General features: G+C 66.2%; 22 protein-coding genes. 17 read left to right on the top strand and 5 right to left on the bottom strand.

Annotated features, from left to right (window positions below; genetic code table 11):
- The first annotated feature begins 6 nt into the window (after nucleotides 1-6).
- Entirely contained in the window at nucleotides 7-1,014 is a 1,008-nt protein-coding gene (locus QX048_RS29155) for a Gfo/Idh/MocA family oxidoreductase (RefSeq protein ID WP_315712777.1), read from the top strand.
- A gap of 55 nt (nucleotides 1,015-1,069) precedes the next feature.
- Nucleotides 1,070-2,221, top strand: coding sequence for a DegT/DnrJ/EryC1/StrS family aminotransferase (locus tag QX048_RS29160; protein ID WP_315828195.1), 1,152 nt, complete (start codon nucleotides 1,070-1,072; stop codon nucleotides 2,219-2,221).
- Nucleotides 2,222-2,745: 524 nt separating this feature from the next.
- Here the strand turns inward: QX048_RS29160 and QX048_RS29165 are convergent.
- Entirely contained in the window at nucleotides 2,746-3,234 is a 489-nt protein-coding gene (locus QX048_RS29165; RefSeq protein ID WP_315753211.1) for an HXXEE domain-containing protein, read from the bottom strand.
- A gap of 275 nt (nucleotides 3,235-3,509) precedes the next feature.
- Between QX048_RS29165 and murJ the strand changes: the two genes are divergently transcribed.
- The 4 genes from murJ to QX048_RS29185 all read left to right on the top strand — a co-directional run bounded on the left by murJ (nucleotide 3,510) and on the right by QX048_RS29185 (nucleotide 9,149).
- Complete coding sequence (gene murJ, locus QX048_RS29170) at nucleotides 3,510-5,039, top strand: murein biosynthesis integral membrane protein MurJ (protein ID WP_315753210.1); 1,530 nt, start codon at nucleotides 3,510-3,512, stop codon at nucleotides 5,037-5,039.
- 152 nt (nucleotides 5,040-5,191) lie between these two features.
- Complete coding sequence (locus QX048_RS29175; RefSeq protein ID WP_315828194.1) at nucleotides 5,192-7,501, top strand: xanthine dehydrogenase family protein molybdopterin-binding subunit; 2,310 nt, start codon at nucleotides 5,192-5,194, stop codon at nucleotides 7,499-7,501.
- Nucleotides 7,502-7,630: 129 nt separating this feature from the next.
- Entirely contained in the window at nucleotides 7,631-8,080 is a 450-nt protein-coding gene (locus QX048_RS29180; protein WP_315753208.1) for a cytochrome c, read from the top strand.
- A gap of 148 nt (nucleotides 8,081-8,228) precedes the next feature.
- Nucleotides 8,229-9,149 (top strand): cytochrome c, encoded by a 921-nt coding sequence (locus QX048_RS29185; RefSeq protein ID WP_315712767.1) that lies wholly within the window; start codon nucleotides 8,229-8,231, stop codon nucleotides 9,147-9,149.
- Between the two features lie 27 nt (nucleotides 9,150-9,176).
- Here QX048_RS29185 and QX048_RS29190 read toward each other — a convergent pair whose 3' ends face one another.
- Nucleotides 9,177-10,337: an ABC transporter substrate-binding protein gene (locus tag QX048_RS29190; protein WP_315753207.1), complete on the bottom strand. Its 1,161-nt coding sequence runs from the start codon at nucleotides 10,335-10,337 to the stop codon at nucleotides 9,177-9,179.
- 236 nt (nucleotides 10,338-10,573) lie between these two features.
- Here QX048_RS29190 and QX048_RS29195 point away from each other — a divergent pair, with 236 nt between their 5' ends.
- Nucleotides 10,574-13,096, top strand: coding sequence for an EAL domain-containing protein (locus tag QX048_RS29195; RefSeq protein WP_315712764.1), 2,523 nt, complete (start codon nucleotides 10,574-10,576; stop codon nucleotides 13,094-13,096).
- Here QX048_RS29195 and QX048_RS29200 read toward each other — a convergent pair.
- Together QX048_RS29200 and QX048_RS29205 are read right to left on the bottom strand one after the other, a co-directional pair.
- On the bottom strand, nucleotides 13,050-14,114 hold the full coding sequence (locus QX048_RS29200) for a helix-turn-helix domain-containing protein (protein ID WP_315753295.1): 1,065 nt from the start codon (nucleotides 14,112-14,114) through the stop codon (nucleotides 13,050-13,052). The genes QX048_RS29195 and QX048_RS29200 overlap by 47 nt on opposite strands.
- Nucleotides 14,115-14,500: 386 nt before the next feature.
- On the bottom strand, nucleotides 14,501-14,746 hold the full coding sequence (locus tag QX048_RS29205; protein ID WP_315712762.1) for an Lrp/AsnC ligand binding domain-containing protein: 246 nt from the start codon (nucleotides 14,744-14,746) through the stop codon (nucleotides 14,501-14,503).
- A 122-nt stretch (nucleotides 14,747-14,868) separates the two neighbouring features.
- Between QX048_RS29205 and thiD the strand changes: the two genes are divergently transcribed.
- A complete protein-coding gene (gene thiD / locus QX048_RS29210; RefSeq protein WP_315828193.1) occupies nucleotides 14,869-15,669 on the top strand; it encodes a bifunctional hydroxymethylpyrimidine kinase/phosphomethylpyrimidine kinase in 801 nt (266 codons plus the stop codon).
- Between the two features lie 117 nt (nucleotides 15,670-15,786).
- The gene (locus tag QX048_RS29215; protein WP_315828218.1) at nucleotides 15,787-16,239 is read left to right on the top strand and encodes an ester cyclase; all 453 of its coding nucleotides are present in this window, start codon (nucleotides 15,787-15,789) and stop codon (nucleotides 16,237-16,239) included.
- 33 nt (nucleotides 16,240-16,272) lie between these two features.
- Here QX048_RS29215 and QX048_RS29220 read toward each other — a convergent pair whose 3' ends face one another.
- The gene (locus QX048_RS29220; RefSeq protein WP_315712759.1) at nucleotides 16,273-17,322 is read right to left on the bottom strand and encodes an AraC family transcriptional regulator; all 1,050 of its coding nucleotides are present in this window, start codon (nucleotides 17,320-17,322) and stop codon (nucleotides 16,273-16,275) included.
- Between the two features lie 140 nt (nucleotides 17,323-17,462).
- On the opposite strand from QX048_RS29220, the gene QX048_RS29225 reads away from it, so the two are divergent.
- The 8 genes from QX048_RS29225 to QX048_RS29260 are packed head-to-tail and all read left to right on the top strand — an operon-like array spanning nucleotide 17,463 to nucleotide 24,441.
- A complete protein-coding gene (locus tag QX048_RS29225; protein ID WP_315828192.1) occupies nucleotides 17,463-18,287 on the top strand; it encodes an alpha/beta hydrolase in 825 nt (274 codons plus the stop codon).
- Nucleotides 18,288-18,302: 15 nt separating this feature from the next.
- Entirely contained in the window at nucleotides 18,303-18,815 is a 513-nt protein-coding gene (locus QX048_RS29230) for a hypothetical protein (RefSeq protein ID WP_315753202.1), read from the top strand.
- A 27-nt stretch (nucleotides 18,816-18,842) separates the two neighbouring features.
- Nucleotides 18,843-19,487, top strand: a complete 645-nt coding sequence (locus QX048_RS29235; protein ID WP_315828191.1) for a hydrolase — start codon at nucleotides 18,843-18,845, stop codon at nucleotides 19,485-19,487.
- 14 nt (nucleotides 19,488-19,501) lie between these two features.
- The gene (locus QX048_RS29240) at nucleotides 19,502-19,789 is read left to right on the top strand and encodes a XapX domain-containing protein (RefSeq protein ID WP_315738868.1); all 288 of its coding nucleotides are present in this window, start codon (nucleotides 19,502-19,504) and stop codon (nucleotides 19,787-19,789) included.
- Nucleotides 19,786-21,663, top strand: a complete 1,878-nt coding sequence (locus QX048_RS29245) for an amidohydrolase (protein ID WP_315828190.1) — start codon at nucleotides 19,786-19,788, stop codon at nucleotides 21,661-21,663. Before QX048_RS29240 ends, QX048_RS29245 begins: the two co-directional genes overlap by 4 nt.
- A gap of 1 nt (nucleotide 21,664) precedes the next feature.
- The gene (locus tag QX048_RS29250; protein ID WP_315828189.1) at nucleotides 21,665-22,090 is read left to right on the top strand and encodes a DoxX family protein; all 426 of its coding nucleotides are present in this window, start codon (nucleotides 21,665-21,667) and stop codon (nucleotides 22,088-22,090) included.
- A 26-nt stretch (nucleotides 22,091-22,116) separates the two neighbouring features.
- Complete coding sequence (locus QX048_RS29255; protein WP_315828188.1) at nucleotides 22,117-23,007, top strand: glyoxalase; 891 nt, start codon at nucleotides 22,117-22,119, stop codon at nucleotides 23,005-23,007.
- A gap of 30 nt (nucleotides 23,008-23,037) precedes the next feature.
- Nucleotides 23,038-24,441, top strand: coding sequence for an alginate export family protein (locus QX048_RS29260; protein WP_316191388.1), 1,404 nt, complete (start codon nucleotides 23,038-23,040; stop codon nucleotides 24,439-24,441).
- Nucleotides 24,442-24,451: the final 10 nt, after the last annotated feature.

The raw sequence follows: 24,451 nt of genomic DNA on the forward strand, positions 1-24,451 counted from the left end.
GATGACATGAGTTCCAAGGGGGCGGGCCACAAGGCCGAGCTGAGGCAGGCGCTGCGAGTCGGCGTGATCGGAGCCGGCGTGATGGGCAGCAATCATGCCCGCGTGCTCGCCGGTCTGCCCGACGTGCACCTCGTCGGCGTCGTCGATCCGCTGCCGGCGCATCGCAGCCGCGTCACCGAGCTTGCTAACTGCCCGACCTTCGAGACGCTCGATGAGCTCGTCGCCGAGGGCGTCGACGCCGTGACGATCGCCGCGCCGACCCATCTGCATCACGAGCTCGCGCTCGCCTGCATCGCCCGCAAGGTGCATCTGCTCGTCGAGAAGCCGATCGCCTCCACGGTCGAGGAAGGCAAGGAGATCGTCTCGGCCGCGCACCGCGCCGGCGTCACCCTGATGATCGGCCATGTCGAGCGCTTCAATCCGGCGGTTGCCGCGATCAAGAAGGCGATCGCCGGCGAGGACATCCTGTCGATCGCGATCACCCGCGTCGGCCCGTTCCCGCCGCGCATGTCCAATGTCGGCGTCGTCATCGACCTCGCCGTGCACGACATCGACCTGATCCGCTGGTTCACCGAGTCCGACATCATCGAGGTGCAGCCACAGCTCTCCAGCGCGGTCGCCGAGCGCGAGGACATCGCGCTTCTGCAGTTCCGCACCGCATCGGGCGTGTTGGCCCACATCAACACCAACTGGTTGACGCCGTTCAAGGCGCGCAACGTCACCGTGGCGACGCGCGGCAAGTACATCATGGGCGACCTGCTGACGCGCCAGGTCACCGAATGCTTCGGCTTCAAGCCGGACGGCAGCTACTCGATGCGGCATCTCCCGGTCGGCCATGACGAGCCTCTGCGCGCCGAGCTGATCGCGTTCCTGCATGCGGTGCGCTCGGGCACGTCGCCCGCCGTCACCGGCGACGAGGGCGTCGCGAGTCTGGCGATCGCCACGCAGTGCCTGGAAACCTCGAGCCATCGCCCGGCCGAGGCCGCCGCCACCAAGCTGCGCGCGGCCGGCTAGCCGGCTCGGCCTTCGCCTCATCCTCATTTCCATTTGCGAACATGTGTCAGAGCTCATGAACCAGCACCTGCGTCATCAGCCCATTCCGTTCATCGACACCGCCGCGCAGCGCCAGCGGCTCGGCAAGTCGCTCGATGACGCCGTCGCCCGCGTGCTCGCGCACTGCCAGTTTCTCGGTGGCCCCGAAATCATCCAGCTCGAGAAGGAGCTGGCTGAATTCTGCGGCGCCAAATACGCCGTGAGCTGCTCCAGCGGCACCGACGCGCTGCTGATGGTGCTGATGGCCCAGGGCATTGGCCCCGGCGACGCGGTGCTGTGCCCGTCCTTCACCTTCTGCGCCACCGGCGAGGCGGTGGCACTGACCGGCGCCACGCCGGTGTTCGTCGACGTGCTGGAGGACACCTTCAACATCGATCCGGCCTCGCTCCGCCGCGGCATCGCCACCGCGAAGCGGCTCGGCCTGAAGCCGAAGGCCGTGATCCCGGTCGACCTGTTCGGGCAGAGCGCCGACCACGATGCGGTCGCCGCGATCGCGGGGGACGAAGGCCTGTTCGTGCTCGACGACGCAGCCCAAGGTTTTGGCGCCAGCTACAAGGGCCGCCGCATCGGCACCTTCGGCCTCGCCACCGCCACCAGCTTCTATCCGGCCAAGCCGCTCGGCTGCTTCGGCGACGGCGGCGCCATCCTCACCGACGATGCCGGCCTCTTGGAGCGCCTGCGCAGCGTGCGCGCCCATGGCGGCGGCAGCGACAAATACGACAACGTCCGCCTCGGCCTCACCGCGCGGCTCGACACCATCCAGGCCGCGGTGCTGATCGAGAAGCTCAGGATCTTCGAGGACGAGATCGCCGCGCGGAACGCGGTCGCCGAGCGCTACACCGCGGCGCTGGCCGACGTCGTGAAGGTGCCGCGCCTCGCCGAGGGCTGCACCTCGGTCTGGGCGCAATACACCATCCGCCTGCCCAAGGGCGTCGACCGCGACACCTTCGCTGCCGCGCTGAAGGCGCAGGGCATTCCGACCGCGATCTACTATCCGAAATCGATGCATCAGCAGACCGCCTACCGCATCTTCCCGAGCGCCGATGGCGGCCTGCCGGTCAGCGAGCAGCTGTCCAGCGATGTCATCAGCCTGCCGATGCACGCCTATCTCGACGAGCCGACGCAAGGGCGCATCATCGACGTCGTCCGCGGCGCAGTCCGGGCCTGAGGCCTTACGCATCCTTGACGTCACGCCGCTTGCTGCGGCGCGGCTCACAGCGCCGGCGGGCGATCTGCCCCGTTGGCAGCCCCAAATCACACTGTCGTCCCGGCGAACGCCGGGACCCATACCGCGTGATCTCTGAAACGGGCAGGCGGCCCGATCCACGCGCCCCATCGGCCGCACGGCGTATGGATCCCGGATCAGCGCCCGCCGCCGCTTCGCGTCGGCCGGCTTGTCCGGGATGACAGCGGAGTGCTTGGCACGCATCTGGCGCCTTCTCCGGTGTTGTTCGTGCTGACGCCGCATCGGCACACTCATCGTCATTGCGAGCGAAGCGACTTGTCCGCCATAGCCCGAAGGGCGACGGCGGAAGCAATCCAGCGCTGCGCGTGCGGCCCTGGATTGCTTCGTCGCTGACGCTCCTCGCAATGACGGTGGTGAGTTGCGTGCTCGCAGCAAGCCTCGCCCCGATGAGCGCATCGACATCCGGAGTACTAATCGGCCCTACGGGCTGAGCGAAAGATCGTTGGCTACTGCGAACCGTTGATCACTCGGCCAGCTCTGAAGAGAACAGGGATGAGGGCAACGATGGCAATCACGACCAGCGGTCCGGCCCAAACGAACGTGCCGCTGTCAATGTAGCCCTCCGCCAACGCCGTTCGCAGCAGCGTGGCGGTGACCGGCAAATTGATGAGCACTGCAGTTGCAGTCCCCGGCGCATAGCGGCGCATCGCCAGTGTCGACAGAACATGCGGGACGGCGACGTTCAGCAGCATGGCCAGTGCGTAGCCACACAACAAGTAGGATCCGAGACTTTGCTTGCCCTGCAAATTCGCGAGAACGGCCGCGACCGCTGCCACCAGCGTCAACACCGCCAACGCAAACCGAAACTCACTGCTTCCTACGGTATGGTGCCATCTCCCAGCCGTTGCCGACCATCCCGGCAACCAAACGGCCTCTTCGACGTTGTGAACGGCAATTGCCGCCACAAAGAACCATGCGAGAGTTGAGTAGCTCACTCTGGGAACCAAGCTTCTAACAACGCCACATTGCATGCCTACCTTGGTCGGGACATGACCCATTTGACATGTCTCAAGTGTCCGCGAACCGGAGGTCGGACATCGGCCCGAGCATGCTTGCCAGCCGGCGGAGCGCAAGATCCGAGACGATATGTGCTGGCGCTGGCCGCAAGTCGGGAGAGGGGCCGCGACCGGGTCGCCACAATTTACCCCCAAGCAGGCATCGCCCGCGTTCTCCGCTTCAAACCCGCCCCCCAATGCTCTAGAAGCCCCCCATGCTCGGACGTATCTTCACCGTCGGCGGCTATACGCTGCTGTCGCGCCTCACCGGCTTTGCCCGCGACATCATGCTGGCGGCGATTCTCGGCGCTGGGCCGGTGGCGGATGCGTTCTTCATTGCGTTCCGGCTGCCTAATCATTTCCGGGCGATCTTCGCCGAGGGGGCGTTCAACGCGGCCTTCGTGCCGGCCTATGCGCATGTCCATGGCGAAAAGGGGCCGGCCTCGGCGAGCCTGTTTGCCGACCGCATCTTCACCCTGCTGCTGGCCTCGCAAATCGTGCTGCTGGTCCTCGCCTGGGTGTTCATGCCGCAGGCGATGACGATCCTGGCGCCCGGCTTCACCGACGATCCGGCGCAGCGGGACCTGGCGATCACGCTGACCCGGATCACCTTTCCGTACCTGCTGTTGATCACGCTGGTGACGCTGTATGGCGGCATGCTCAACGTGATGCAGCGTTTCGCCAGCGCTGCGGCGGCGTCGATCTTCCTCAATCTCGCGATGATGGGGACCTTGGCGCTGGCGGCGTTCTTCCCCGGCGTCGGTCATGCCGCGGCCTGGGGCGTGCTGATCTCGGGCTTCCTGCAATATTTCCTGCTCGCCGGCGATCTCGCCCGTCACGGCGGGCTGCCGCGCTTCGCGCCGCTCAAGCTCGACGACGACATCCGCGCCTTCTTCAAGGCGCTGGGGCCGGCCACGCTCGGCTCGATGGGCACGCAGGTGGCGATGTTCGCCGACACCATCATCGCGACGTTCCTCCCCGCGGGCGCGATCTCGGCGCTGTATTATGCCGACCGTCTCAACCAATTGCCGATCGGCGTGATCGGCATCGCCATCGGCACCGTGCTGCTGCCGGAAATGTCGCGGCGGCTGACGGCGAACGATCATGAAGGGGCCATGGAGCAGCAGCGCCGCGCCTTCGAGTTCACGCTGCTGTTCTCGGTGCCGTTCGTCGCCGCCTTCCTCGCGGTGCCCGACGTCATCACGCGGGCGATGTTCGCGCGCGGCGCCTTCACCAAGGGCGATGCGGCGGCGGCGGGTGCGACGCTTGCCGCCTATGCCGTCGGCCTCATTCCGTTCGTGATGATCCGCAGCGCGGTCTCGACCTTCTACGCTCGGAAGGACACGGCCACGCCGGTGAAGGCCTCGCTCACCGGGCTGACCGCCAACGTCGTGCTGAAGGTGCTGCTGATGGGCTCGCTGGCCCAGGTCGGCCTCGCGCTGGCGACGGCCGTCGGCGCCTGGATCAACCTGCTGCTCGTGCTCGGCTTCGCCGTGCACAAGGGCTATCTGCGCTTCGATCGGCGGCTCACCATGTCGCTGCTGAAATTTGCCGGAACCGGCGTGGTGCTCGCGGCGGCGCTGTGGGCGACGGCGTTGGTGGCATCGGCCCATCTCGCTTCGCTCGGCCGCTTGCAGGACGAAGCCGTTCTCGGCCTGTTGATCGTGGTGGGGGCCGTCATTTATGCCGGCGCCATTCTGGTGCTGTTCGGCCCGCGCTGGCTCAAGGCCCTCGTGCGGCGCTGATGTTTGCGCTGCAGCATCGAGCTGGTGGCATGCCTGCGGAGAGTTGACCGCACGTGGGTCCAGGGGCGGCCATATGGCGTTTGCGCGAGTCTTCGTTCCGCTGCAATATGCCGTCCAATATTTGCGACAATGCAAGCGGGAAGTGAAACCAGATGGCAGCTCCTATCAAGTTCGGCGTCGGACAAAGCGTTCTCCGGAAAGAGGACGACGCGCTGATTCGCGGCAAGGGCCGCTATACCGATGATCTGGCGCCGGCTGCCGCCTTGCATGCGCTGGTGCTGCGCTCGCCGCATGCCCATGCCAAGTTCACCATCGATGTCACCCAGGCGCGGCTCTTGCCGGGCGTGGCGCTGATCCTGACCGCCGCCGACACCGCGGAGCTCGGTGGGCTGCCCTGCCTGTTCAATCTCGAGACCGATCCCTTCACCGCGCCGCCTTATCCGATCCTCGCCAAGAACGAGGTGCGCCACGTCGGTGACGCCATCGCCTTCGTCGTCGCCGATACGCTGGATCACGCGCGCGACGCGCTGGAGGCGATCAAGGTCGAGTGGACGACCTTGCCGGCCGTGACCGGCGTCGTGAACGCGATCAAGCCGGATGCGCCGCAGGTGTGGGCCGAACACAAGGGCAATGTGCTGTTCGACGTTTCGATCGGTGACAAGTCCGCGACCGAGGCGGCCTTCGCGAAAGCGCATGCGGTGGCCGAGATCCGCATCGTCAATCCGCGCGTGGTGGCGAGCTTCATGGAGACGCGCGCCGCGGTCTGCGAATACGACACCAAGCGCGATCATCTGACCCTGACGGCGGGCAGCCAGGGCAGCCACCGGCTGCGCGACATCCTCTGCCAGAACGTGCTGAAGATCCCGACCGAGAAGATGCGGGTGATCTGCCCCGACGTCGGCGGCGGCTTCGGCACAAAATTGTTTCCCTACCGGGAGTATGCGCTGCTCGCGGTCGCCGCGCAGCGGCTGCGCAAGTCGGTGCGCTGGGCCGCCGACCGCTCCGAGCATTTCATGGGCGACGCGCAGGGCCGCGACAACGTCACCACGGCGAAGATGGCGCTGGCCGAGGACGGCAAGTTCCTCGCCATGGACGTCGACCTGATGGGCGACATGGGCGCCTATCTCTCGACCTTCGCGCCGTACATCCCGCATGGCGGCGCCGGCATGCTGCCGGGCCTCTACGACATCCAGGCGTTCCACTGCCGGGTGCGCACGATCTTCACCCACACCGTTCCGGTCGACGCCTATCGCGGCGCGGGCCGCCCCGAGGCAGCGTACGTCATCGAGCGCCTGGTCGATGCCTGCGCGCGCAAGCTCGACATGAGCGTCGATGCGATCAGGCGCAAGAACTTCATTCCGCCGCGCGCGCTGCCCTACAAGACCGCGACCGGCAAGGTCTATGATTCCGGCGACTTCAATGCGCATCTCAAGCGCGCGATGGAGATCGCGCAGTGGAAGGAGTTTCCGAAGCGCGCCAAGGCCGCCAAGAAGCACGGGCTGATCCGCGGCATCGGGCTCGCGAGCTACGTCGAGGTCTGCGGCGTGATGGGCGAGGAGACCGCCAATGTGCGGCTCGACCCCAATGGCGACGTCACCATCCTGATCGGCACGCAGTCGAGCGGGCAGGGCCATCAGACCGCCTATGCCCAGATCGTCGCCGAGCAGTTCGGCCTGCCGCCGGAGCGGGTCCACATCCACCAGGGCGACACCCAGGAGATCGCGACCGGCCTCGGCACCGGCGGCTCGGCCTCGATTCCCTCCGGCGGCGTCAGCGTGCAGCGCGCCACCCATGAGCTCGGCGACAAGCTCAAGCAGATCGCCGCCGAAGCGCTCGAGGCCGGCCTCGGCGATCTCGAGATCGCCGACGGCGTGATCCGCGTCGCCGGCACCGACCGCGCGATCTCGTTCGCCGATCTCGCCAAGCGTCCGGGCACAGATCCCGCCAAGCTCAACGGCAGCGCCACCTTCGCCAGCGCCGATGGCACCTATCCGAACGGCACGCATGTGGCCGAGGTCGAGATCGATCCGGCGACCGGCATCATCAAGATCGTCAACTACGTCATCGTCGACGATTTCGGCGTGACGCTGAATCCGCTGCTGCTGGCCGGCCAGGTGCATGGCGGTGCGGTGCAGGGCATCGGTCAGGCGCTGATGGAGCAGGTGGTCTACAGCAACTCCGACGCTCAGCTCGTCACCGGCAGCTTCATGGACTACGCGCTGCCGCGCGCCGCCGACGCGCCGTCCTTCACCTTCGAGACCCACAACGTGCCCTGCAAGACCAATCCGATGGGCGTCAAGGGCGCCGGCGAAGCGGGCGCGATTGGCTCCTGTCCGGCCGTCGTCAATGCGATCGTCGAAGCCCTCTGGCGCGAGTACAAGATCGATCACATCGACATGCCGGCGACCCCGGAGCGCGTCTGGATCGCGATCCGGGAGCAGCATCGCCGTCATAGTCTCTGAGTACTCTCCCTCCGGATCTCCTCCGATATCCGCCTCAATTCCGGAATAACCCGCCGGCTGAGGGGTTGACCAACCAAGCGACCCGTCCAGGTGGGCTGGACGGGATTGTGACAACAAAGGAGCGAATTGATGAAGCGGACTGTCGTGGCTGTCGCAGCTTTGCTGCTAGGGGCCGGCGCCGTGATGGCACAGCAGGATCTGGTCAAGCATAGCCAGGACACGATGAAGGCCAACGCCAAGAACCTCGGCGGTGTCCTGATCGCGATGGTCAAGGGCGAGAAGCCGTATGATCAGGCCGCCGTCAATGCCGCTCTGGCGCAGCTCGAGGAGACCGCCAAGAAGCTGCCGACGATGTATCCGGCGAGCCTGAAGGGCGCCAAGTTCGAAGGCGACTACGGTCCGTCGCCGAAGATCTGGGAAGACCAGGCCGGCTTCAAGGCCAAGATCGAGACCTTCGGCAAGGTCGTCACCGAGGCCAAGGCCAAGATCAAGGATCTCGACAGCCTGAAGGCGACCGCGCCGGGCATCGGCAAGGAATGTGGCGGTTGCCACGAGACCTTCCGTCTCAAGAACAGTTGATCTGACCAGCCATCAACGGGGGCGGACGCGACATGGCGTCCGCCCCCGTTTGTTTGCGCCGCGCGGGCGTCCTGACGTATCACGGCGCCGCCGAGCTCCGGTGATGATCGCCGGGCCGACGATATCCTCCTGCTGTGACGGAGCCACCATGCTACGCCGCCTCCTGCTTGCTCTCTGCGTGCTCGGCGCCGCCGGCCTGGCGGTGTTCTGGTGGCTGACCCAACCGTCGACGATCACGCTCGCAGCGGCGACGCGCGCGCCGGATCTCGCCAACGGGCAGGAAATGTTCAACATCGGTGGCTGCGCGTCCTGTCACGCGGTGCCGAACCAGCCGGATCGACTGAAGCTCGGCGGCGGTCTGCCGCTGAGCTCGCCGTTCGGCACCTTCTATGCGCCCAACATCTCGCCCGACCCCACTGACGGTATCGGGCGCTGGAGCGAGGCCGAGTTCGTCAATGCGGTGGTGAGGGGCGTGTCGCCGGACGGCAGCCACTACTACCCGGCGTTTCCCTATCCCTCCTACGCGGCGGCGAAGATCGACGACGTCCGCGATCTCTTCGCCTACATGAAGACGCTGCCGCCGGTCGCCGGCGCCTCGCGCGCGCACGACATGCCATTCCCGTTCAACATCCGTCGCACCGTTGGGGTCTGGAAGCTACTGTTCTTCGACGACAGGCCGTTTGCCGCCAACGCCGCGCGCCCGGCGGAGTGGAATCGCGGCGCCTATCTGGTCAATACGCTCGGCCATTGCGCCGAGTGCCACAGCCCGCGCAACGCGCTCGGCGGCATCGTTTCGGCGCAGCGTCTGGCGGGTGGGCCGGATCCCGAAGGTCAGGGCTTCGTGCCGAACATCACCCAGAAGGGCCTGGCGGACTGGAGCGAGAGCGACATCAGCTATTTCCTCGAGACCGGACAGCTGCCCGACGGCGACAGCGCCGGCGGCTCGATGGCGCGGGTGATCCGCAACACCTCGCAGCTCACGCCCGAGGATCGCAAGGCGATGGCGGTCTATCTGAAATCGCTGCCGCCGGTTGAAGGCCCGCCGAAGCCGAAGAAGCCGGCAAGCTGATCAGTTCGGCGAGCGCGCGGACGCAGGTCAGATCGGCTTGAAGCTGCCGTCGCTCTGGATCACCGTCAGCGATACCGGCGGTGGATTCTCCTTGCGCGCGTTGCCGAAGCTGACCACCAGTCCGCCGATGTCGAACTGGCCGACCTCGTTGATGATGCGGAGCAGCTCGGCGCGGGTCGGGTTCGGCCCGGTCATCGCCAGGGCGCGGGCCACCAGGCGGCCGGTGATGTAGCCCTCGAGCCCGATGAAATCCGGCGTCTGGCTCGGATCGAGCGTCTTCATCGCGGCCTGGTAGTCGGCGACGACGCGGAGGTCGGTGTCCCACGGAAACGGGACCACCTCGGAGACGATGACGCCGCGTCCCTCCGGACCGAGCTCCTTTGCAAGGGCATTGCCACCGACAAAGGACACCGCCGAGAACGTCGGGTTGAAGCCGCTGCGATGCGCCATCTTGATGAACTCGGCGCACGGGCCGTAGGTGCCGACCAGGATCACCGCTTCCGGCTCCGCGCGCCGGATGACCTTGAGCGCCGCGCCGACCGCGCGCGTGTTGCGCTCGAACGTGCCTTCGGCCGCGAGCTCGAGGCCGCGGCGATCGAGATGCGTCTTCACGCCGGCCAGCACGTCGCGGCCGAACGAGTCATCCTGATAGAAGATGGCGATGCGGGTGAGGTGAAGCTCTTCGGTGAGATGCTTGATGGTGGCTTCGGCCTCGGCCGCGTAGCTTGCGCGGATGTTCACGACGTTCTGGAATTCGGGCGCCCGCAGGAATTCGGCGCCCGAGATCGGCCCGATGAAGGGGACGTCGTTCGACGCCGCGATCGGCGCGGTGGCCATCGCGGTCGGGGTGCCGACGGCGCCGATCAGCGCGAACACCTTGTCCTCGTAGATCAGCTTGATGGTCTCGACCACCGAGCGATCGGGGTCGTAGCCGTCATTGCGGCTCGCCAGCTTCAGCCTGCGGCCGTAGACGCCGCCCTTGGCGTTGAGCTCGTTGAAGGCCGCCAGCAATCCCTGGCGCGCCGCCTGGCCCAGCGCGGCCGACGGGCCCTCCAGCGCCGCCACCTGGCCGAACATGATGGAGTCGTTGGTGACGCCGAGCTCGTCGGCGCGCGCAGACCCGGGCGGGAGCACGCCGGCGATCAGGGCGAGAACGATGGAGATCCGAAGGCTTGAAAACCAGTTCATTGCGATCTTCGATGCACGAGTACGCTTGATGACAACTCAGTCTAGGCGTGTTGAATGAAGACCTCGCTAAAGACGTGGCCCGCGCTTGATCGCGTTTTGGGCGGCCCTCAACAGTCAGCCGTTAACCAAGCCCGGTTTCTGGTACGCCACGACGGATCATCTTTGACCGTCCTTAACTTACCGCGGCCAGCATCGGCCGCATCGTGGTGAGGGGCAGCCGTTTGGCGGGGGCCATATTGCAGGTTGAAGAGTACAGCGCACCGACGCTGCAGGAAAAGGATGATGCTCGCAGCGGTAGCGGGCGCGAGAGGCTGCGCGCGTCGCTATCGCGATACCGGCTTTATCGCCCTGCGATCATCGCGGCATGCGTCGGCGTCGTGCTGTCGGTCGTCGGGACGGTTGCCGTGGGACGCTGGGAAAACCGGCTGGCGCGCACCGATTTCGAAGGCGTGGCCGAAGCTCAGGCGATCCTGGTCCAGAACGGCGTCAACGAATATGTCAGCCGGCTGACCGCGCTGCGCACCCGCTTCGAATCCGCCAACGACGACATCACCCGCAGCGAGTACCAGACCTTCAGCGCGCGCCTGTTCGAGGCGCATCGCGGCATGCTGCGCTTGGCGTGGCTGCCGCGGATCAAGCGCAAGGAGCGCGGCGAATACGAGGCGGCGGCGATCACCGATGGTGTTCCCGCCTTTCGCATCAAGTCCTATCCCGACGGCACGGTCGCGCCGGAGAGCGACGAATATTATCCGGTCTACTTCTCCACCGAGGCGAAGACCTCGCCGGTCTACGGTCTCGATTATTGGAGCATTCCCGACCATCGCGCCGTGCTGGAGCAGTCGCGCGACTACGACGTGATCGGCGCATTGCGCACGCGTCAGAACCTGATCAATCAGAACGAGCGCAACAACGCCGTGATGATCGGCATCCCCGTCTACGCCAAGGGGACGTCGCGCACGACGGTCGCCGACCGCCGCCGCAATCTCAGCGGCTTCATCATCGGCGTGTTCGACCTGCCGACGCTGTTGCAGTCGGTGCGCGCGAACAATCCCAACAGTCCGGCGCTCGCGATCAACCTTCTGCCGCCCGAGCGCGTGATCAACGCCTCCGGCGTGGACCCGCAGCGCTGGCCCGCGGACCCCAGTATCTGGTCGACGACCTTGCGCATCGGCGATGCCGACTGGGTGTTCCAGGCGGCGCCCGCCGGTGGCAGCCTGATGGCGAGCCACAACCGCGCGCTGGCGCTGTATGCGGCCGGCATGGCGACGACGATCTTCCTCGCCGTGTATCTCGCGCTGTCGAGCCGCAACGCCCTGCAGCTCGCGCTCGCCAATCGCCGCGTGCTCGAGCTGGCGCAGACCGACGCGCTGACGGGCCTTGCGAACCGCGCCTTCTTCCTCGAGGAGATGGAGCGCATCAACGATGAGAAGAGCGGGCGCTTCACCGTCTTCCTGCTCGACCTCGACCGCTTCAAGAACGTCAACGACTCGCTCGGCCATGGCGCCGGCGACGAACTGCTGGTGCAGGTCGCTCAGCGGCTGAGATCGCAGCTGCGCGACGAGGACGTGCTGGCCCGGCTCGGCGGCGACGAGTTCGCCCTGATCCAGGCCGGATCCGCCGACCAGCGCGCCGCCGCGATCGAGCTTGCGCAGCGCATCACCAAGCTGATCGCCGAGCCGTTCCAGCTCGGCGGGCAACGGGTCGAGATCGGCACCAGCATCGGCATCTCGCTCGCGCCCCAGCACGGCCGCGACCAGGAGCACCTGCTCAAGAAGGCCGACCTCGCGCTCTATCGCTCGAAATCCGCCGGCCGCAGCTGCTACACGCTCTATGACGATGCGATGTCGGCCGAGCTCGAGGCGCGCAACACGCTCGAGGGTGATCTGCGCGACGCCATCGCGCAGTGCCAGTTCGAGGTGCACTATCAGCCGTTCTACGACGCCGAGACACGCGAGCGCCGCGGCGTCGAGGCGCTGGTGCGCTGGCGTCATCCGGTCAAGGGGCTGGTGCCGCCGGACAAGTTCATCCCGCTTGCGGAGTCGACCGGCCTGATCGTGCCGCTCGGCGAATGGATCATCGGGCGCGCCTGCGACGACGCCACCGCATGGCCGGACGACGTCAAGATCGCCGTCAATCTGTCGCCCGTCCAGTTCAAGCAGGCCGAACTGTTCGACGTCATCCAGTCGGCGCTCGCGAGGTCCGGCCTCGATCCGAAGCGTCTCGAGATCGAGATCACGGAGTCGGTGCTGCTGGAGCGCGCGGCCGAGAACGAGAGCTTCATCGACCGGCTGAAGGGCCTCGGCATCTCGCTGGCGCTCGACGATTTCGGCACCGGCTATTCGTCGCTGCGTTCGCTGACGGCGTTCCCGTTCAACAAGATCAAGATCGACAAGTCCTTCGTCGCCAATCTGAGCGTGCGCGACGAAAGTGCCGCCGTCATCTCCTCGGTCGTGACGCTGGCGCGGGGGCTTGGCATCCAGATCACCGCCGAAGGCGTCGAGACCGAAGAGCAGCTGGTGCAACTGCGCGCCCTCGGCGTCAACTTCGCGCAAGGTTATCTGCTGGGCCGGCCGATGCCGGTCGAGCAGCTCGAGCAGCATCTGGAGATCGCGCGCGCTGCGTCCGATGCCGACGAGCCGCAGCCGGCCGAAGACGCATCTGAGGACGACGCATCCGAGGACGACGACCCGCACTCGGCGGCCGTCGTCGCGCTCATTCCCCGGTCCGGGGCGCTGCTATCCCTCGCATCCAACGGCTGAGCGGCGAGGCGGTTTCGGCGTCCGCGTCGACCGGCAGGCGTGGCGAGCCCAGCATGGCGGCCTCGCGCGCGGCGCTCGGCGTGATGCCGTAGGCGGCCTTGAACAGCCGCGTGAAATGCGCATCGGTCCCGAGCTGCCAGCGCCGCGCGACCTCGCTGATGCGCTGCGTCCGCGATCCCGTCCCGGCGAGATCGAAGAACGCGCGGTGCAGGCGGCGGCTGCGGATGTAGTCGGCGATGCCGCCGATCGGCGCGAACAGGCGATAGAGCGACGCGCGAGACATCCCGAAATGCAGCGCCACCGCGTCGGCGCTGAGTTCAGGGCTCGACAGCCGCGCTTCGATATATTGGCGGACGCGGAGCAGCGAGGCGTCCGGCGTCACGCTGCGGTCGGCATCGCGGCGTTCGAGCTCGCCGCGCAGGCACGCCGAGATCAGCGCGATCGTGCCCTCGACCGCGGCCTGGCACTCGTCGAAACTCATGCGCGGCGCACAGTCGAGCAGCGCGCCGAAATGCCGCGCCAACAGCGGCGCCAGCGCGCCGCTGCGCGGCAGCACCAGGCCGTGCAGGTCGTCGACCTGCAGCAGGCGCGCATCGAACATCGGACGCGGCACCACCAACGTGACGTTCTCGAACGGTGTCGCGCGCGTTTCGAGTGTCTGGGCGAGATCGAGCACGCAGAGGTCGCCGGCCTCGACCCGGATCGGCGAGGCGCCCGCGACGCCCTCATAGCTGCCGTTCACGTAGAGCTGCAGGATGATGTGATCCACGCCGCTGCGGGCGACGGTTTCGGCCGATCGCCGGAACCGCTGGCCGCTCGCACGGGCCGATCCCAGCAGCACGGAGCCAAGCGCATAGGACAGCACGTCCGCTCTGAACGGAGCGGCCTCGCCGGCCGCGAGCTGGTCGACCTCGAAGAACGTCGACGTGGCCTCGCGCCACGCCGCAATGTTCGCCTCGGTGTCCATCTGCTCGGCGCAAAAGCCGTAGCTCGGCAGCAGGGACGAAACGGCTTTGATCTCACTCTTCACGCGGCGCCGCAGTCATTCTTGAGTTTTCGTCTCAACTTCTTGATCGACCGTATCGGATCGGCCGCCCGCCTTGACCCGGTGCTCCGCGTACCCGCTATAGAACGCCTGTCGCCAAGTTGCCGAAGGGAAAGCCGGGCCGTTCGACGGTCCCCCCATTGCCCCTCACGATCGAAAGGTCCGGCTTTCCGGCCCACTGGTGCGAATTGGCGGACAACGGTCTCCGGCCGCCACCGTCTTTCATGACGAAACCATGCTTGACCCATTTTCAGGACCTCGGCGCCCGTCGGTCACGACGGGCGCCTTTGTCGTGAGGCAGGTGTTGAGGCAGGCGCCCGACGGGCAGGCCGCGCCGGGTGGTGAGAAAGCGCGCCTCGTCAGGTGGCGCCGAAGGCCTTGAACGTGATGATGGTGTGGGTGTCCTGAATGCCGGGCAGGATCTGGACCTTCTCATTCACGAAGTGGCCGATGTCGGTGGCATTGTCGACGTAGAACTTCACCAGCAGGTCGTAATTTCCCGCCGTCGAGTAGATCTCGGAGGCGATCTCGGCTTCCGCCAGCGCATTGGCGACCGTGTAGGACTGGCCAAGCTTGCACTTGATCTGGACGAAGAAGGGAACCATTGCGGGCTGTCTCCGGAAGGCATCTTTCGCCTCAATATAGCGTTTTCCGACGAAGTCGATACGCTTTCTCCGGTGGGCCGGCCTGCTTGCCGGGCGCGGCCGGCCCGCGCTAGGAAGGGGGCATGAGCACCCCCGTCGCACTTACCATCGCCGGTTCGGATTCCTCCGGGGGAGCCGGTATCCAGGCCGACCTCAAGACCTTCGCGGCGCTCGGCGTCTATGGCGCCTCGGTGCTGACGGCGCTGACCGCCCAGAACACCAGGGGCGTGACCGGGGTGCATCTGGTGCCGCCCGATTTCGTCGCCGCGCAGATCGATGCGGTGTTCGATGACCTCGCGGTCGGCGCGGTCAAGATCGGCATGGTGGCGCAGGCGCCGATTGCCGACGCCATTGCGGCAAGCCTCGCGCGCTGGCGGCCGCGGCACGTGGTGCTCGATCCGGTGATGGTCGCAACCTCGGGCGCCCGGCTGTTGCCGGAGGATGCGATCGACGCGCTGCGCCGCGGGCTGATCCCGCGGGCGTCGCTGATCACGCCGAACCTGCCCGAGGCGGCCGCGCTGCTCGACGAGCCGGTCGCGACCTCGGACGAGGCGATCGCGGCGCAAGGCCGCCGGCTGCTCGCGCTCGGCTGTCCGGCGGTGCTGATCAAGGGCGGCCACGGGCAGGGCGCTGACAGCACCGATTACCTGATCACATCAGCAACCAGCATCCCATTGCCGTCGCCGCGCATCGACACGAAGAACACCCACGGCACGGGGTGTTCGCTGTCGTCGGCCGTGGCCGCAGGGCTGGCGAAGGGGGAGAGCCTCGAGGCGGCCGTGCGCAACGCCAAGGCCTTCATCTCCGGCGCGATCGCGGCTGCCGATCGCTTCACGGTCGGACACGGCCACGGCCCGGTGCATCATCTCCACCGCTATTATTGAGGTCACTCATCTTTGAGGTCACTTCCCGTGGGAAGTCCGCTTAGCTGGCGACAGCCGAAATAGCTGGGGTGGACAACGGCTGCATCATGTCTGCGCCCCGGGGGAGATGACGGAATGATGACGCGTTTCGCCACAGTGGCCGCGGTGCTGTTCGCCACGGTCGCAACACCGGTGCTGGCTCAGCGGGCCTATTCGGCCCAGGAGGAGCGCAACAAGGCGATCGTGCTCGACTTCTATGAGCAGGGCCTCAATCGCAAGGATTTCGAGGCGGCGTCGAAATATCTCGGCACCTACATCCAGCACAATCCGAATGCCGAGGACGGCCCGGAGGGATTTCGCAAGTTCATCGAATTTTTGAAGGCCAAATTTCCACAGTCGCACAGCAGGATCACGCAGGTGCATGTCGACGGCGACTTCGTCGTGCTGCGCGTTCACGCCGTCCGCGAGCCCGGCACACGCGGCAACGCGATCGTCGACATCTTCCGTCTCAAGGACGGCAAGATCGAGGAGCATTGGGATTCGGTTCAGCCCGTTCCCGAGCAGTCGGCCAATCCCAACGGGATGTTCTGAAGAACGCGCCTGAAGGCGTCTCCCGCCGGCGGATCATGGTCCGCGCGCGACAGCGACTTCCCGCCGCACGCCCTCCATCAGCCGCGAGCGGTATTCGCCCGGTGATTCGCCGAACCACCGATTGGATGCGCGGAAGAAGGTGCTCTGGTCGGCATAGCCGAGCAGATAGCCGATGTCGGTGAGCGTCATGCGGAAATCGGCGAGATGGCGCTGGGCGAGCTCGCGCCTGACATCGTCGACGAGATCGCTGAAGGAGAGGCCTTCGTCCGCCAGCCGGCGCTGGAAGGTTCGGTCGCTCAAGCCCAGCTCGGCTGCGATGGCCGAGCGCAGCGGGCTGCCGTCGGGCAGCAGCCTGACGATCGCTGCGCGGGCGCGATACGCAGTGTCGGCCTTGACCAGACGCTCCAGCGCCTCGTCGGCGATCCGATCGTGGATTGCCGAAAGCTCGGGCGCAGAGGTCGTCAGCTTGCAGGCGAGATCCTGATCCGACACCAGGAAGCCGTTGAATGGCGCATCGAATTCGAGTGGGGATTGGAACGCCCTGTTGTAGCACGCGATCGATAGCGGCACCGCATGCGAGAAACGCGTGGCGAGCGGCGTCAGCGGACGATCCAGCATCCACCGGCATAGATTGAGCAGATTGACGACGCCGTAGTCATAGCGCTGCCGCGGAATCGGGCATTCACCGCCGAACACGTCGGTCCGCACCCAACGGCCGCCATTGCCCTGCTCGAGCGTGATGGTCACCGCGTCGCTCACCAGGCACATGTAGCGGATCAGTCGCGTCAGCCCGGCGAGGAGCGTGGGGCTCGACATCATGGCATAGCCGGCGACGCCATAGTTGTCAGGTCGCGGCGCATCGAGCTTTGCCAGCCCGATGTCCGGATTGCCCGAACGCTCGGCCGCCAGCACCCACAACCGGCTCAGCGCCTCGGTCGGCCAGCGGCGATCGCAATCGTCGAGATCGTCGATCGACAGGCCTACGTCGGCGAACAGCGCAGCCGCATCCAGACCTTGCTCGTTCAGCGTCGTCGCGACGCCGCGCATCCAGGACGACGATGTGGTTCGAATCTGCTGAGCCATCCCTTGGCCTTCTGGGGCCAGTGCTTTGGCCTCCTCGGGTCATTGTGCAGATGCACATGAGATTGCATAGCACCGGGTATTGGCGATCGCGACACGAAATTCGTTGGTGCGACCGCATGGCTGGCGCGCAGGAGAAAATCATGCCCGTTCTGAAAACCAATGACGGCACAGAGATTTACTACAAGGATTGGGGCTCCGGCCAGCCGATGGTGTTCAGCCATGGCTGGCCGCTGTCAGCGGATGATTGGGATGCGCAGATGCTGTTTTTCCTCAATCACGGCTTTCGCGTCATCGCCCATGATCGCCGCGGCCATGGTCGTTCGGCCCAGGTCGCCGACGGTCACGACATGGACCACTATGCCGACGATCTCGCGGCCTTGACCGCGCATCTCGATCTCAAGCGCGCGATCCATGTCGGCCATTCCACGGGCGGCGGCGAGGTGGTGCATTACCTCGCGCGCCATGGCGAGAGCCGCGCGGCCAAGGCTGCCATCATCGCCGCGGTGCCGCCGCTGATGCTGCAGACCGCGGCCAATCCGGGCGGGCTGCCGAAGTCGGTGTTCGACGACTTTCAGACCCAGGTCGCCACGCGCCGCGCGGAATTCTATCGCGACGTCGCCGCTGGGCCGTTCTACGGCTACAACAAGCCCGGCGCCAAGCCGTCCGAGGCCGTGATCCAGAACTGGTGGCGGCAGGGCATGATGGGCAGCGCCAAGGCGCACTACGACGGCGTCGTCGCCTTCTCGCAGACCGATTTCACCGAGGATCTCAAGAAGATCACCTTGCCGGTGCTGGTCATGCACAGCGAGGACGACCAGATCGTGCCTTACGCGGATTCCGCGCCGCTGTCGGCCAGGCTGCTGAAGAACGGCGTGCTGAAGACCTACAAGGGCTTTCCGCACGGCATGCCGACCACGGAGGCGGAGACCATCAACGCCGACCTGCTGACCTTCATCAAGGGCTGATCAGAGGAGGCTTGCATGACCTGGGGAATTCCGACGGCCCTGTTTCTTCAGATCCACGTGGTGCTGAGCCTGATCGGAATCGCGACCGGGCTCGTCATGCTCGCCGGCATGCTGGCAGGCCGCCATCTGGCGGCCTGGGCGGCGCTGTTCCTGGTCACGACCTTCCTCACCGGCGTGACCGGCTTTCCGCTGCCGCCGTTCGGTCTCGACCCGCCGCGCATCATCGGCATCATCCTGCTCGCGCTGTTGATTGCGGCCAGCGCCGCACTCTATGCGTTCGCGCTGTCGGGATGGTGGCGACGGGTCTACGTCGTCACCGCGCTGCTCTCGCTCTATCTCAACGTCTTCGTCGCGATCGTGCAGTCGTTCCAGAAGATCGGCGTGCTCAATGTCCTGGCGCCGACGCAGAGCGAGCCGCCGTTCGCCGCAGCTCAGCTCGTCACGCTCGCTCTGTTCATTGCTTTCGGTGTCTTCTCGTGGCGGCGTTTCGCGCCAACCACGCTGGCGCCGCGAGCTTCTCTCACCTGATCGATTCGACCCTTCAAGGAGAACCTCGTGTCCAAGCTCGAAATGCTGACCCCGCAGAACTGCGCCGTGGCGCTGATCGACTATCAGCCCGCGATGTATCAGGGCGTGCAGTCTCATGACCGCCTCGGCGTGTTCAACAACATCCAGATCGTCGCCAAGGCGGCCAAGCTGTTCAAGATTCCGACCGTGCTCACCACGGTCGCCAAGGACTCGTTCTCCGGTCCCTTCATGCCGGAGGTGACCGAGATGTTTCCAGAGCACGACATCGTCGACCGCACGGCGATGAACTCCTGGCTCGATGCCGGCTTCCGCAAGCAGGTCGCTGCCACCGGTCGCAAGAAGTTCATCATCGCGGGACTCTGGACCGAGGCCTGTGTGCTGTTCCCGACGCTCGACATGCTGCGCGAAGGCTATGAGATCTACATCCCGGCCGATGCCTGCGGCGACCTGTCGCTCGAGGCGCACAACAGGGCGATGGACCGCGCGGTGCAGGCCGGCGCGGTGCCGATCACCTCGTGCCAGTTCGCCTTCGAGCTGCAGCAGGACTGGGCGCGTGCCGAGACCTATGACGGCATGATGGAGATCCTGAAGGCGCATTCGCCCTACGGCATCCAGATCCGCTTCTCCAAATGGGCGCTTGGAGAGCACGCCTCGGAGGGCGGGGCCAAGTAGTCCCGGGACGAACGATGAAGATCTATCTGTTTTCGCTCGGGGCAGGGCTGCTGGTCGGCGTGATCTACAGCCTGCTTCAGGTCCGCTCGCCGGCGCCGCCATTGGTGGCGCTGGTCGGCCTGCTCGGCATCCTCGTCGGAGAGCAGGTGATCCCCGTGGGCAAGCAGCTCCTGAACGGGACCACGCTTGCTGCCGCGTGGCAGAAGGCGGCCTGCGCCACGCACATCTTCGGCCTGCTGCCTGGCCACCACGGCCGGGCAGAGACGACCAATTCTACCGCCCAGAATGAGAAGGCCTCATGAGCGATTACCCCGATCTCATCCTCCATCACGGCCTGTTCACGACGCTCGATCGGTCCAATCCCACGGCGAGCGCGGTGGCGATCAAGGACGGCGCCTTCACCGCGGTCGGCCACGAGCAGGACGTGATGAAGCTCGCCGGTCCCCGAACGAAGATCATCGATCTCAAGGGCCGTCGCGTGCTGCCGGGGCTGATCGACAATCACCTGCACATCATCCGCGGCGGGCTCAACTTCAACATGGAGCTGCGCTGGGACGGCGTGCGCTCGCTCGCGGACGCGATGGCGATGCTCAAGGCCCAGGTCGCGATCACGCCGCCGCCGCAATGGGTGCGCGTGGTCGGCGGCTTCACCGAGCACCAGTTCGCCGAGAAGCGGCTGCCGACGATTGACGAGCTCAACGCCGTCGCGCCCGACACGCCCGTGTTCCTGCTGCATCTGTACGACCGCGCCATCCTGAACGGCGCCGCGCTGCGTGCCGTCGGCTACGACAAGGATACGCCGCAGCCGCCAGGCGGCGAGATCGCGCGTGACGCACAGGGCAATCCGACCGGCCTGCTGCTCGCCCAGCCGAACGCCGCGATCCTCTACGCGACGCTGGCCAAGGGTCCAAAGCTGCCGTTCGACTATCAGCTCAACTCGACGCGGCACTTCATGCGCGAGCTGAACCGGCTCGGCGTCACCGGTGCGATCGATGCCGGCGGCGGCTTCCAGAACTATCCGGACGACTACGCCGTGATCCAGAAGCTGGCCGATGACGGCCAGCTCACGATCCGGCTCGCCTACAATCTGTTTACCCAGAAGCCAAAGGGCGAGAGAGACGACTTCCTGCGCTGGACGCAGAGCTCGACCTACAAGCAGGGCAACGACTATTTCCGCCACAACGGCGCCGGCGAGATGCTGGTGTTCTCTGCCGCCGATTTCGAGGATTTTCGCGTACCGCGGCCGGACATGCCGGCCGAGATGGAAGGCGAGCTCGAGGAGGTCGTGCGCATCCTGGTCCAGAACAAGTGGCCGTGGCGGCTGCACGCGACCTATGACGAGACCATCTCGCGCGCGCTCGACGTGTTCGAGAAAGTCAACCAGGATACGCCGCTCGAGGGTCTGCACTGGTTCTTCGACCATGCCGAAACGATCTCGGACCAATCGATCGACCGCATCGCGGCGCTCGGCGGCGGCATCGCCGTGCAGCACCGCATGGCCTATCAGGGCGAGTACTTCGTCGAGCGCTACGGCTTCGGCGCGGCCGAGGCGACGCCGCCGGTGAAGAAGATCCTCGACAAGGGCGTCAAGGTCTCCGCCGGCACCGACGCGACCCGCGTCGCTTCCTATAACCCCTGGGTGTCGCTGTCGTGGCTGGTGACCGGCCGCACCGTCGGTGGCCTGCGGCTGTATCCGCAGCGCAACTGCCTCGATCGCGAGACCGCGCTCAGGATGTGGACCGAGAACGTCACCTGGTTCTCCAACGAAGAAGGCAGGAAGGGCCGCATTGCGGTCGGGCAGTTCGCCGATTTGATCGTGCCGGATCGCGACTTCTTCTCCTGTGCGGAGGCCGAGATCGCCGATATCACCAGCGACCTCACCATGGTGGGTGGCCGCATCGTCTACGCCGCCGCCGCGTTCAAGCCGCTGGACGACGCGGCTCCGCCGCCGGCCATGCCGGAGTGGTCGCCGGTGCGCCGCTTCGGCGGCTACGGCGCCTGGCTGGAGAAGGACGATCACGGCGGCATCCGCGCCCAGGCGATGCAGATGTGCGGCTGCGCCAGCGGATGCGGCGTGCACGGCCATGACCACGCGCGGGCTTGGTCCTCCAGCCTGCCGGTCTCCGATCTCAAGAGCTTCTGGGGTGCGCTCGGCTGCGCCTGCTGGGCGGTCTGAGATGGCGGGGATGTCCGACACGCCACGGCCGATCGCCGCGGTGCTCGACTGGCGCTGGCTGTGGCACGCGGCGCGGGTCGCGCTGGTTTCAGCCTATCTGATCGGCGGCGTCCAGAAGTTCATGGACTTCCCAAGCGCGATTGCCGAGCAGGCGCATTTCGGCCTGGAGCCGGCGGCGCCGTGGGCGGCGGCCGCGATCGCCGTCGAGCTGATCGGCTCGGTGCTCGTCATCGCGAACCGGTTCGTTTGGCTCGGCGCCGGCGCGCTCGGCGTGCTCACGCTCGTTGCGATGCTCGCCGCCAATGATTTCTGGCACATGTCCGGCCATGACCGGTTCATGGCGCTGAACGCCTTCTTCGAGCATCTCGGCCTGATCGCCGGCCTCGTGCTCGTCTCGATCATCTCCTGGCGCACGCACCGCGCTTGATCCACATCTGCTCATTCGAGGTCGTCATGGTCCGTTCCTGTCATCTGCTCGGCGCCGTCATCGCCACCACGCTGCTCGCCGCCCCCGCGCTCGCCAAGGACGCGCCGCCGCTGATCGGCGTGGGCGCGCAATACGACACCACGCATGTCTATGTCGCGCCGGACGATGTCGAGAAGTTCGCCACCAGCTTCCTCGCCACCTTCGGCGGCCAGAGCACCAAGCAGGTGGTTGCGACGGTGACGCCTGCTCCGAGCAGCACAACCTCGCAGCTGCTGCAGACGCCAGTCGGCACGGTCTCGCTGTTCGGCTTCAAGACCGGAATTCCGTATCCGTTCGGGGCCGAACGCACCGGCTATCTGGTCACCGATCTGGACGCGGCGATCGAGGCGGCCAAGGCCGCCGGCGCCGACGTGCTGGTCGCGCCATTCCCCGATCCGATCGGACGTGATGCCGTGATCCAATGGCCGGGCGGCGTCAACATGCAGCTGTACTGGCACACGACCAAGCCGTCCTATCCGGCGTTCGACACCGTTCCGGAGAATCGCGTCTATGTGTCAGCCGACCGCGCCGAGACCTTCACGCGCGCCTTCCTGCGCTTCTCCAAGGGCAAGGTCATCTCCGATGACACCAGGGCGCCGGGCGTCGAGATCGGCCGTCCGAATGATCACTATCGGCGCATCCGCATCGCGTCGGTGTTCGGCCGCATGACCGTGCTCGTCACCGACGGCCATCTGCCGTATCCGTTCGGACGCGAGACGACCGGCTACGAGGTGACTGATCTCAAGGCGACCCTGGACAAGGCAAAAGCAGCGGGCGCCACTGTGCTGGTCGAGCCGTTCAACTCGGACAGGCGCGAGCAGGCGGTGGTGCAGTTTCCCGGCGGCTATGTCGCGGAGATTCATGCGCCATTGAAGTAGGATGCTGCGGCGATTCCTGAGAGGTCATGGATGGCGTGGCTCCTGAGAAAGACCCTGGTCGCGAGTACGCTGCTCAGCGCGCTGTGTGCAGCCACGCCAGCTTTCGCCGAGGACAACGCCTCGCGTCCGGCGATCCGCACCAACCGCTGGCAGGAGGACTGGTCGGTGCTGGCCGATCCGGCGCTGCGCGCGGCGCCATCAGATCCGATCAAGTACATCCCGCTGCAGCAGGACCATCCGCAGAGCTACGTCTCGTTCGGCATGAACCTGCGCGAGCGGTTCGAGAGCCTGGATGCCGCGAGCTTCGACATCGCTGGAACGAAACCCGATCAGCATGTCCTGCAACGGCTGCAGATCCATGCCGACGCACATCTCAACGAGAACTGGCAGTTGTTCGTCCAGCTGGAGGACGACCGTGCCTTCGGCAAGGCCAAGATCACGTCCGTCGACCAGGACCCGCTCGACCTCCGGCTCGCCTTCCTCGCCTATGTCAATACGACGGACAGCGGCACGTTCAAGGCCCGGGTCGGGCGGCAGGATTTCGACTTCGACCTGCAGCGCTTCGTGTCGTCGCGCGACGGACCGAACGTGCGCCAGTCCTTCGATGCGCTGTGGGCCGACTGGGAAAGCGGCCCATGGCGCTTCATCGGCTTCGTCAGCCAGCCGGTGCAATATAATCTGGTGCGTCCGTTCGACGACACGTCGAACGGATCGTTCCTGTTCCACACCTTCCGCGTCGAGCGCCAGGTGCTCGGCACCAACGAGTTGTCGTCGTATTATTCCTACTATCAGCGCGACAATGCGCGTTTCCTCGACGCAGCCGGCCTCGAGCAGCGCCACGTGCTGGACATCCGCTTCGCCGGCAAGCTCGCGGGCTTCGACTGGGATCTCGAGGCGATGGGGCAGGCGGGCTCGGTCGGGGCGAAGCAGATCCGCGCCTGGGGCGCCGGCGCCCGCGCCGGCTACACTTTCGCCGACCTCGCCTGGCAGCCGCGCATCGGCCTTCAGCTCGACGGCGCCTCCGGCGACCGCCATCCCGGCGACAACAGGGTCGAGACGTTCAATCCGCTGTTCCCGAACGGCTATTACTTCACGCTGGCCGGCTTCACCGGCTACACCAACCTGATCCATCTCAAGCCGTCGCTGACGGTGAAGCCGACCGCCGCGCTGTCATTCATGGCCGCGATCGGCCTGCAATGGCGCGCGACCGATGCGGACGCGATCTACGTCCAGCCCAATGTCGCGGTCGCCGGCACCGCGGGGCAGGGCAGCTCGTGGTCCGGCGTCTATGCGCAGTTGCGCGCCGACTATCGCTTCAACGCCAACCTCACCGGAGCGTTGGAAGCCGTGCACTATGAGATCGGCGATACGCTGCGCCGCGCCGGCGGCCATGACTCCGACTACATTGGCGTCGAATTGAAATACGCGCTCTGAGCAACGAAAG

It is taken from the genome of Bradyrhizobium sp. SZCCHNS30572 (genome assembly GCF_032484415.1).
GTDB lineage: Bacteria > Pseudomonadota > Alphaproteobacteria > Rhizobiales > Xanthobacteraceae > Bradyrhizobium.

Excerpts from the sequence above, each read along its gene's own strand:
- QX048_RS29155 (WP_315712777.1), top strand. The coding sequence starts at position 7 with ATGAGTTCCAAGGGGGCGGGCCACAAGGCCGAGCTGAGGCAGGCGCTG.
- QX048_RS29160 (WP_315828195.1), top strand. The coding sequence starts at position 1,070 with ATGAACCAGCACCTGCGTCATCAGCCCATTCCGTTCATCGACACCGCC.
- murJ (WP_315753210.1), top strand. The coding sequence starts at position 3,510 with ATGCTCGGACGTATCTTCACCGTCGGCGGCTATACGCTGCTGTCGCGC.
- QX048_RS29175 (WP_315828194.1), top strand. The coding sequence starts at position 5,192 with ATGGCAGCTCCTATCAAGTTCGGCGTCGGACAAAGCGTTCTCCGGAAA.
- QX048_RS29180 (WP_315753208.1), top strand. The coding sequence starts at position 7,631 with ATGAAGCGGACTGTCGTGGCTGTCGCAGCTTTGCTGCTAGGGGCCGGC.
- QX048_RS29185 (WP_315712767.1), top strand. The coding sequence starts at position 8,229 with ATGCTACGCCGCCTCCTGCTTGCTCTCTGCGTGCTCGGCGCCGCCGGC.
- QX048_RS29190 (WP_315753207.1), bottom strand. The coding sequence starts at position 10,337 with ATGAACTGGTTTTCAAGCCTTCGGATCTCCATCGTTCTCGCCCTGATC.
- QX048_RS29205 (WP_315712762.1), bottom strand. The coding sequence starts at position 14,746 with ATGGTTCCCTTCTTCGTCCAGATCAAGTGCAAGCTTGGCCAGTCCTAC.
- thiD (WP_315828193.1), top strand. The coding sequence starts at position 14,869 with ATGAGCACCCCCGTCGCACTTACCATCGCCGGTTCGGATTCCTCCGGG.
- QX048_RS29215 (WP_315828218.1), top strand. The coding sequence starts at position 15,787 with ATGACGCGTTTCGCCACAGTGGCCGCGGTGCTGTTCGCCACGGTCGCA.
- QX048_RS29220 (WP_315712759.1), bottom strand. The coding sequence starts at position 17,322 with ATGGCTCAGCAGATTCGAACCACATCGTCGTCCTGGATGCGCGGCGTC.
- QX048_RS29225 (WP_315828192.1), top strand. The coding sequence starts at position 17,463 with ATGCCCGTTCTGAAAACCAATGACGGCACAGAGATTTACTACAAGGAT.
- QX048_RS29230 (WP_315753202.1), top strand. The coding sequence starts at position 18,303 with ATGACCTGGGGAATTCCGACGGCCCTGTTTCTTCAGATCCACGTGGTG.
- QX048_RS29240 (WP_315738868.1), top strand. The coding sequence starts at position 19,502 with ATGAAGATCTATCTGTTTTCGCTCGGGGCAGGGCTGCTGGTCGGCGTG.
- QX048_RS29245 (WP_315828190.1), top strand. The coding sequence starts at position 19,786 with ATGAGCGATTACCCCGATCTCATCCTCCATCACGGCCTGTTCACGACG.
- QX048_RS29250 (WP_315828189.1), top strand. The coding sequence starts at position 21,665 with ATGGCGGGGATGTCCGACACGCCACGGCCGATCGCCGCGGTGCTCGAC.
- QX048_RS29255 (WP_315828188.1), top strand. The coding sequence starts at position 22,117 with ATGGTCCGTTCCTGTCATCTGCTCGGCGCCGTCATCGCCACCACGCTG.
- QX048_RS29260 (WP_316191388.1), top strand. The coding sequence starts at position 23,038 with ATGGCGTGGCTCCTGAGAAAGACCCTGGTCGCGAGTACGCTGCTCAGC.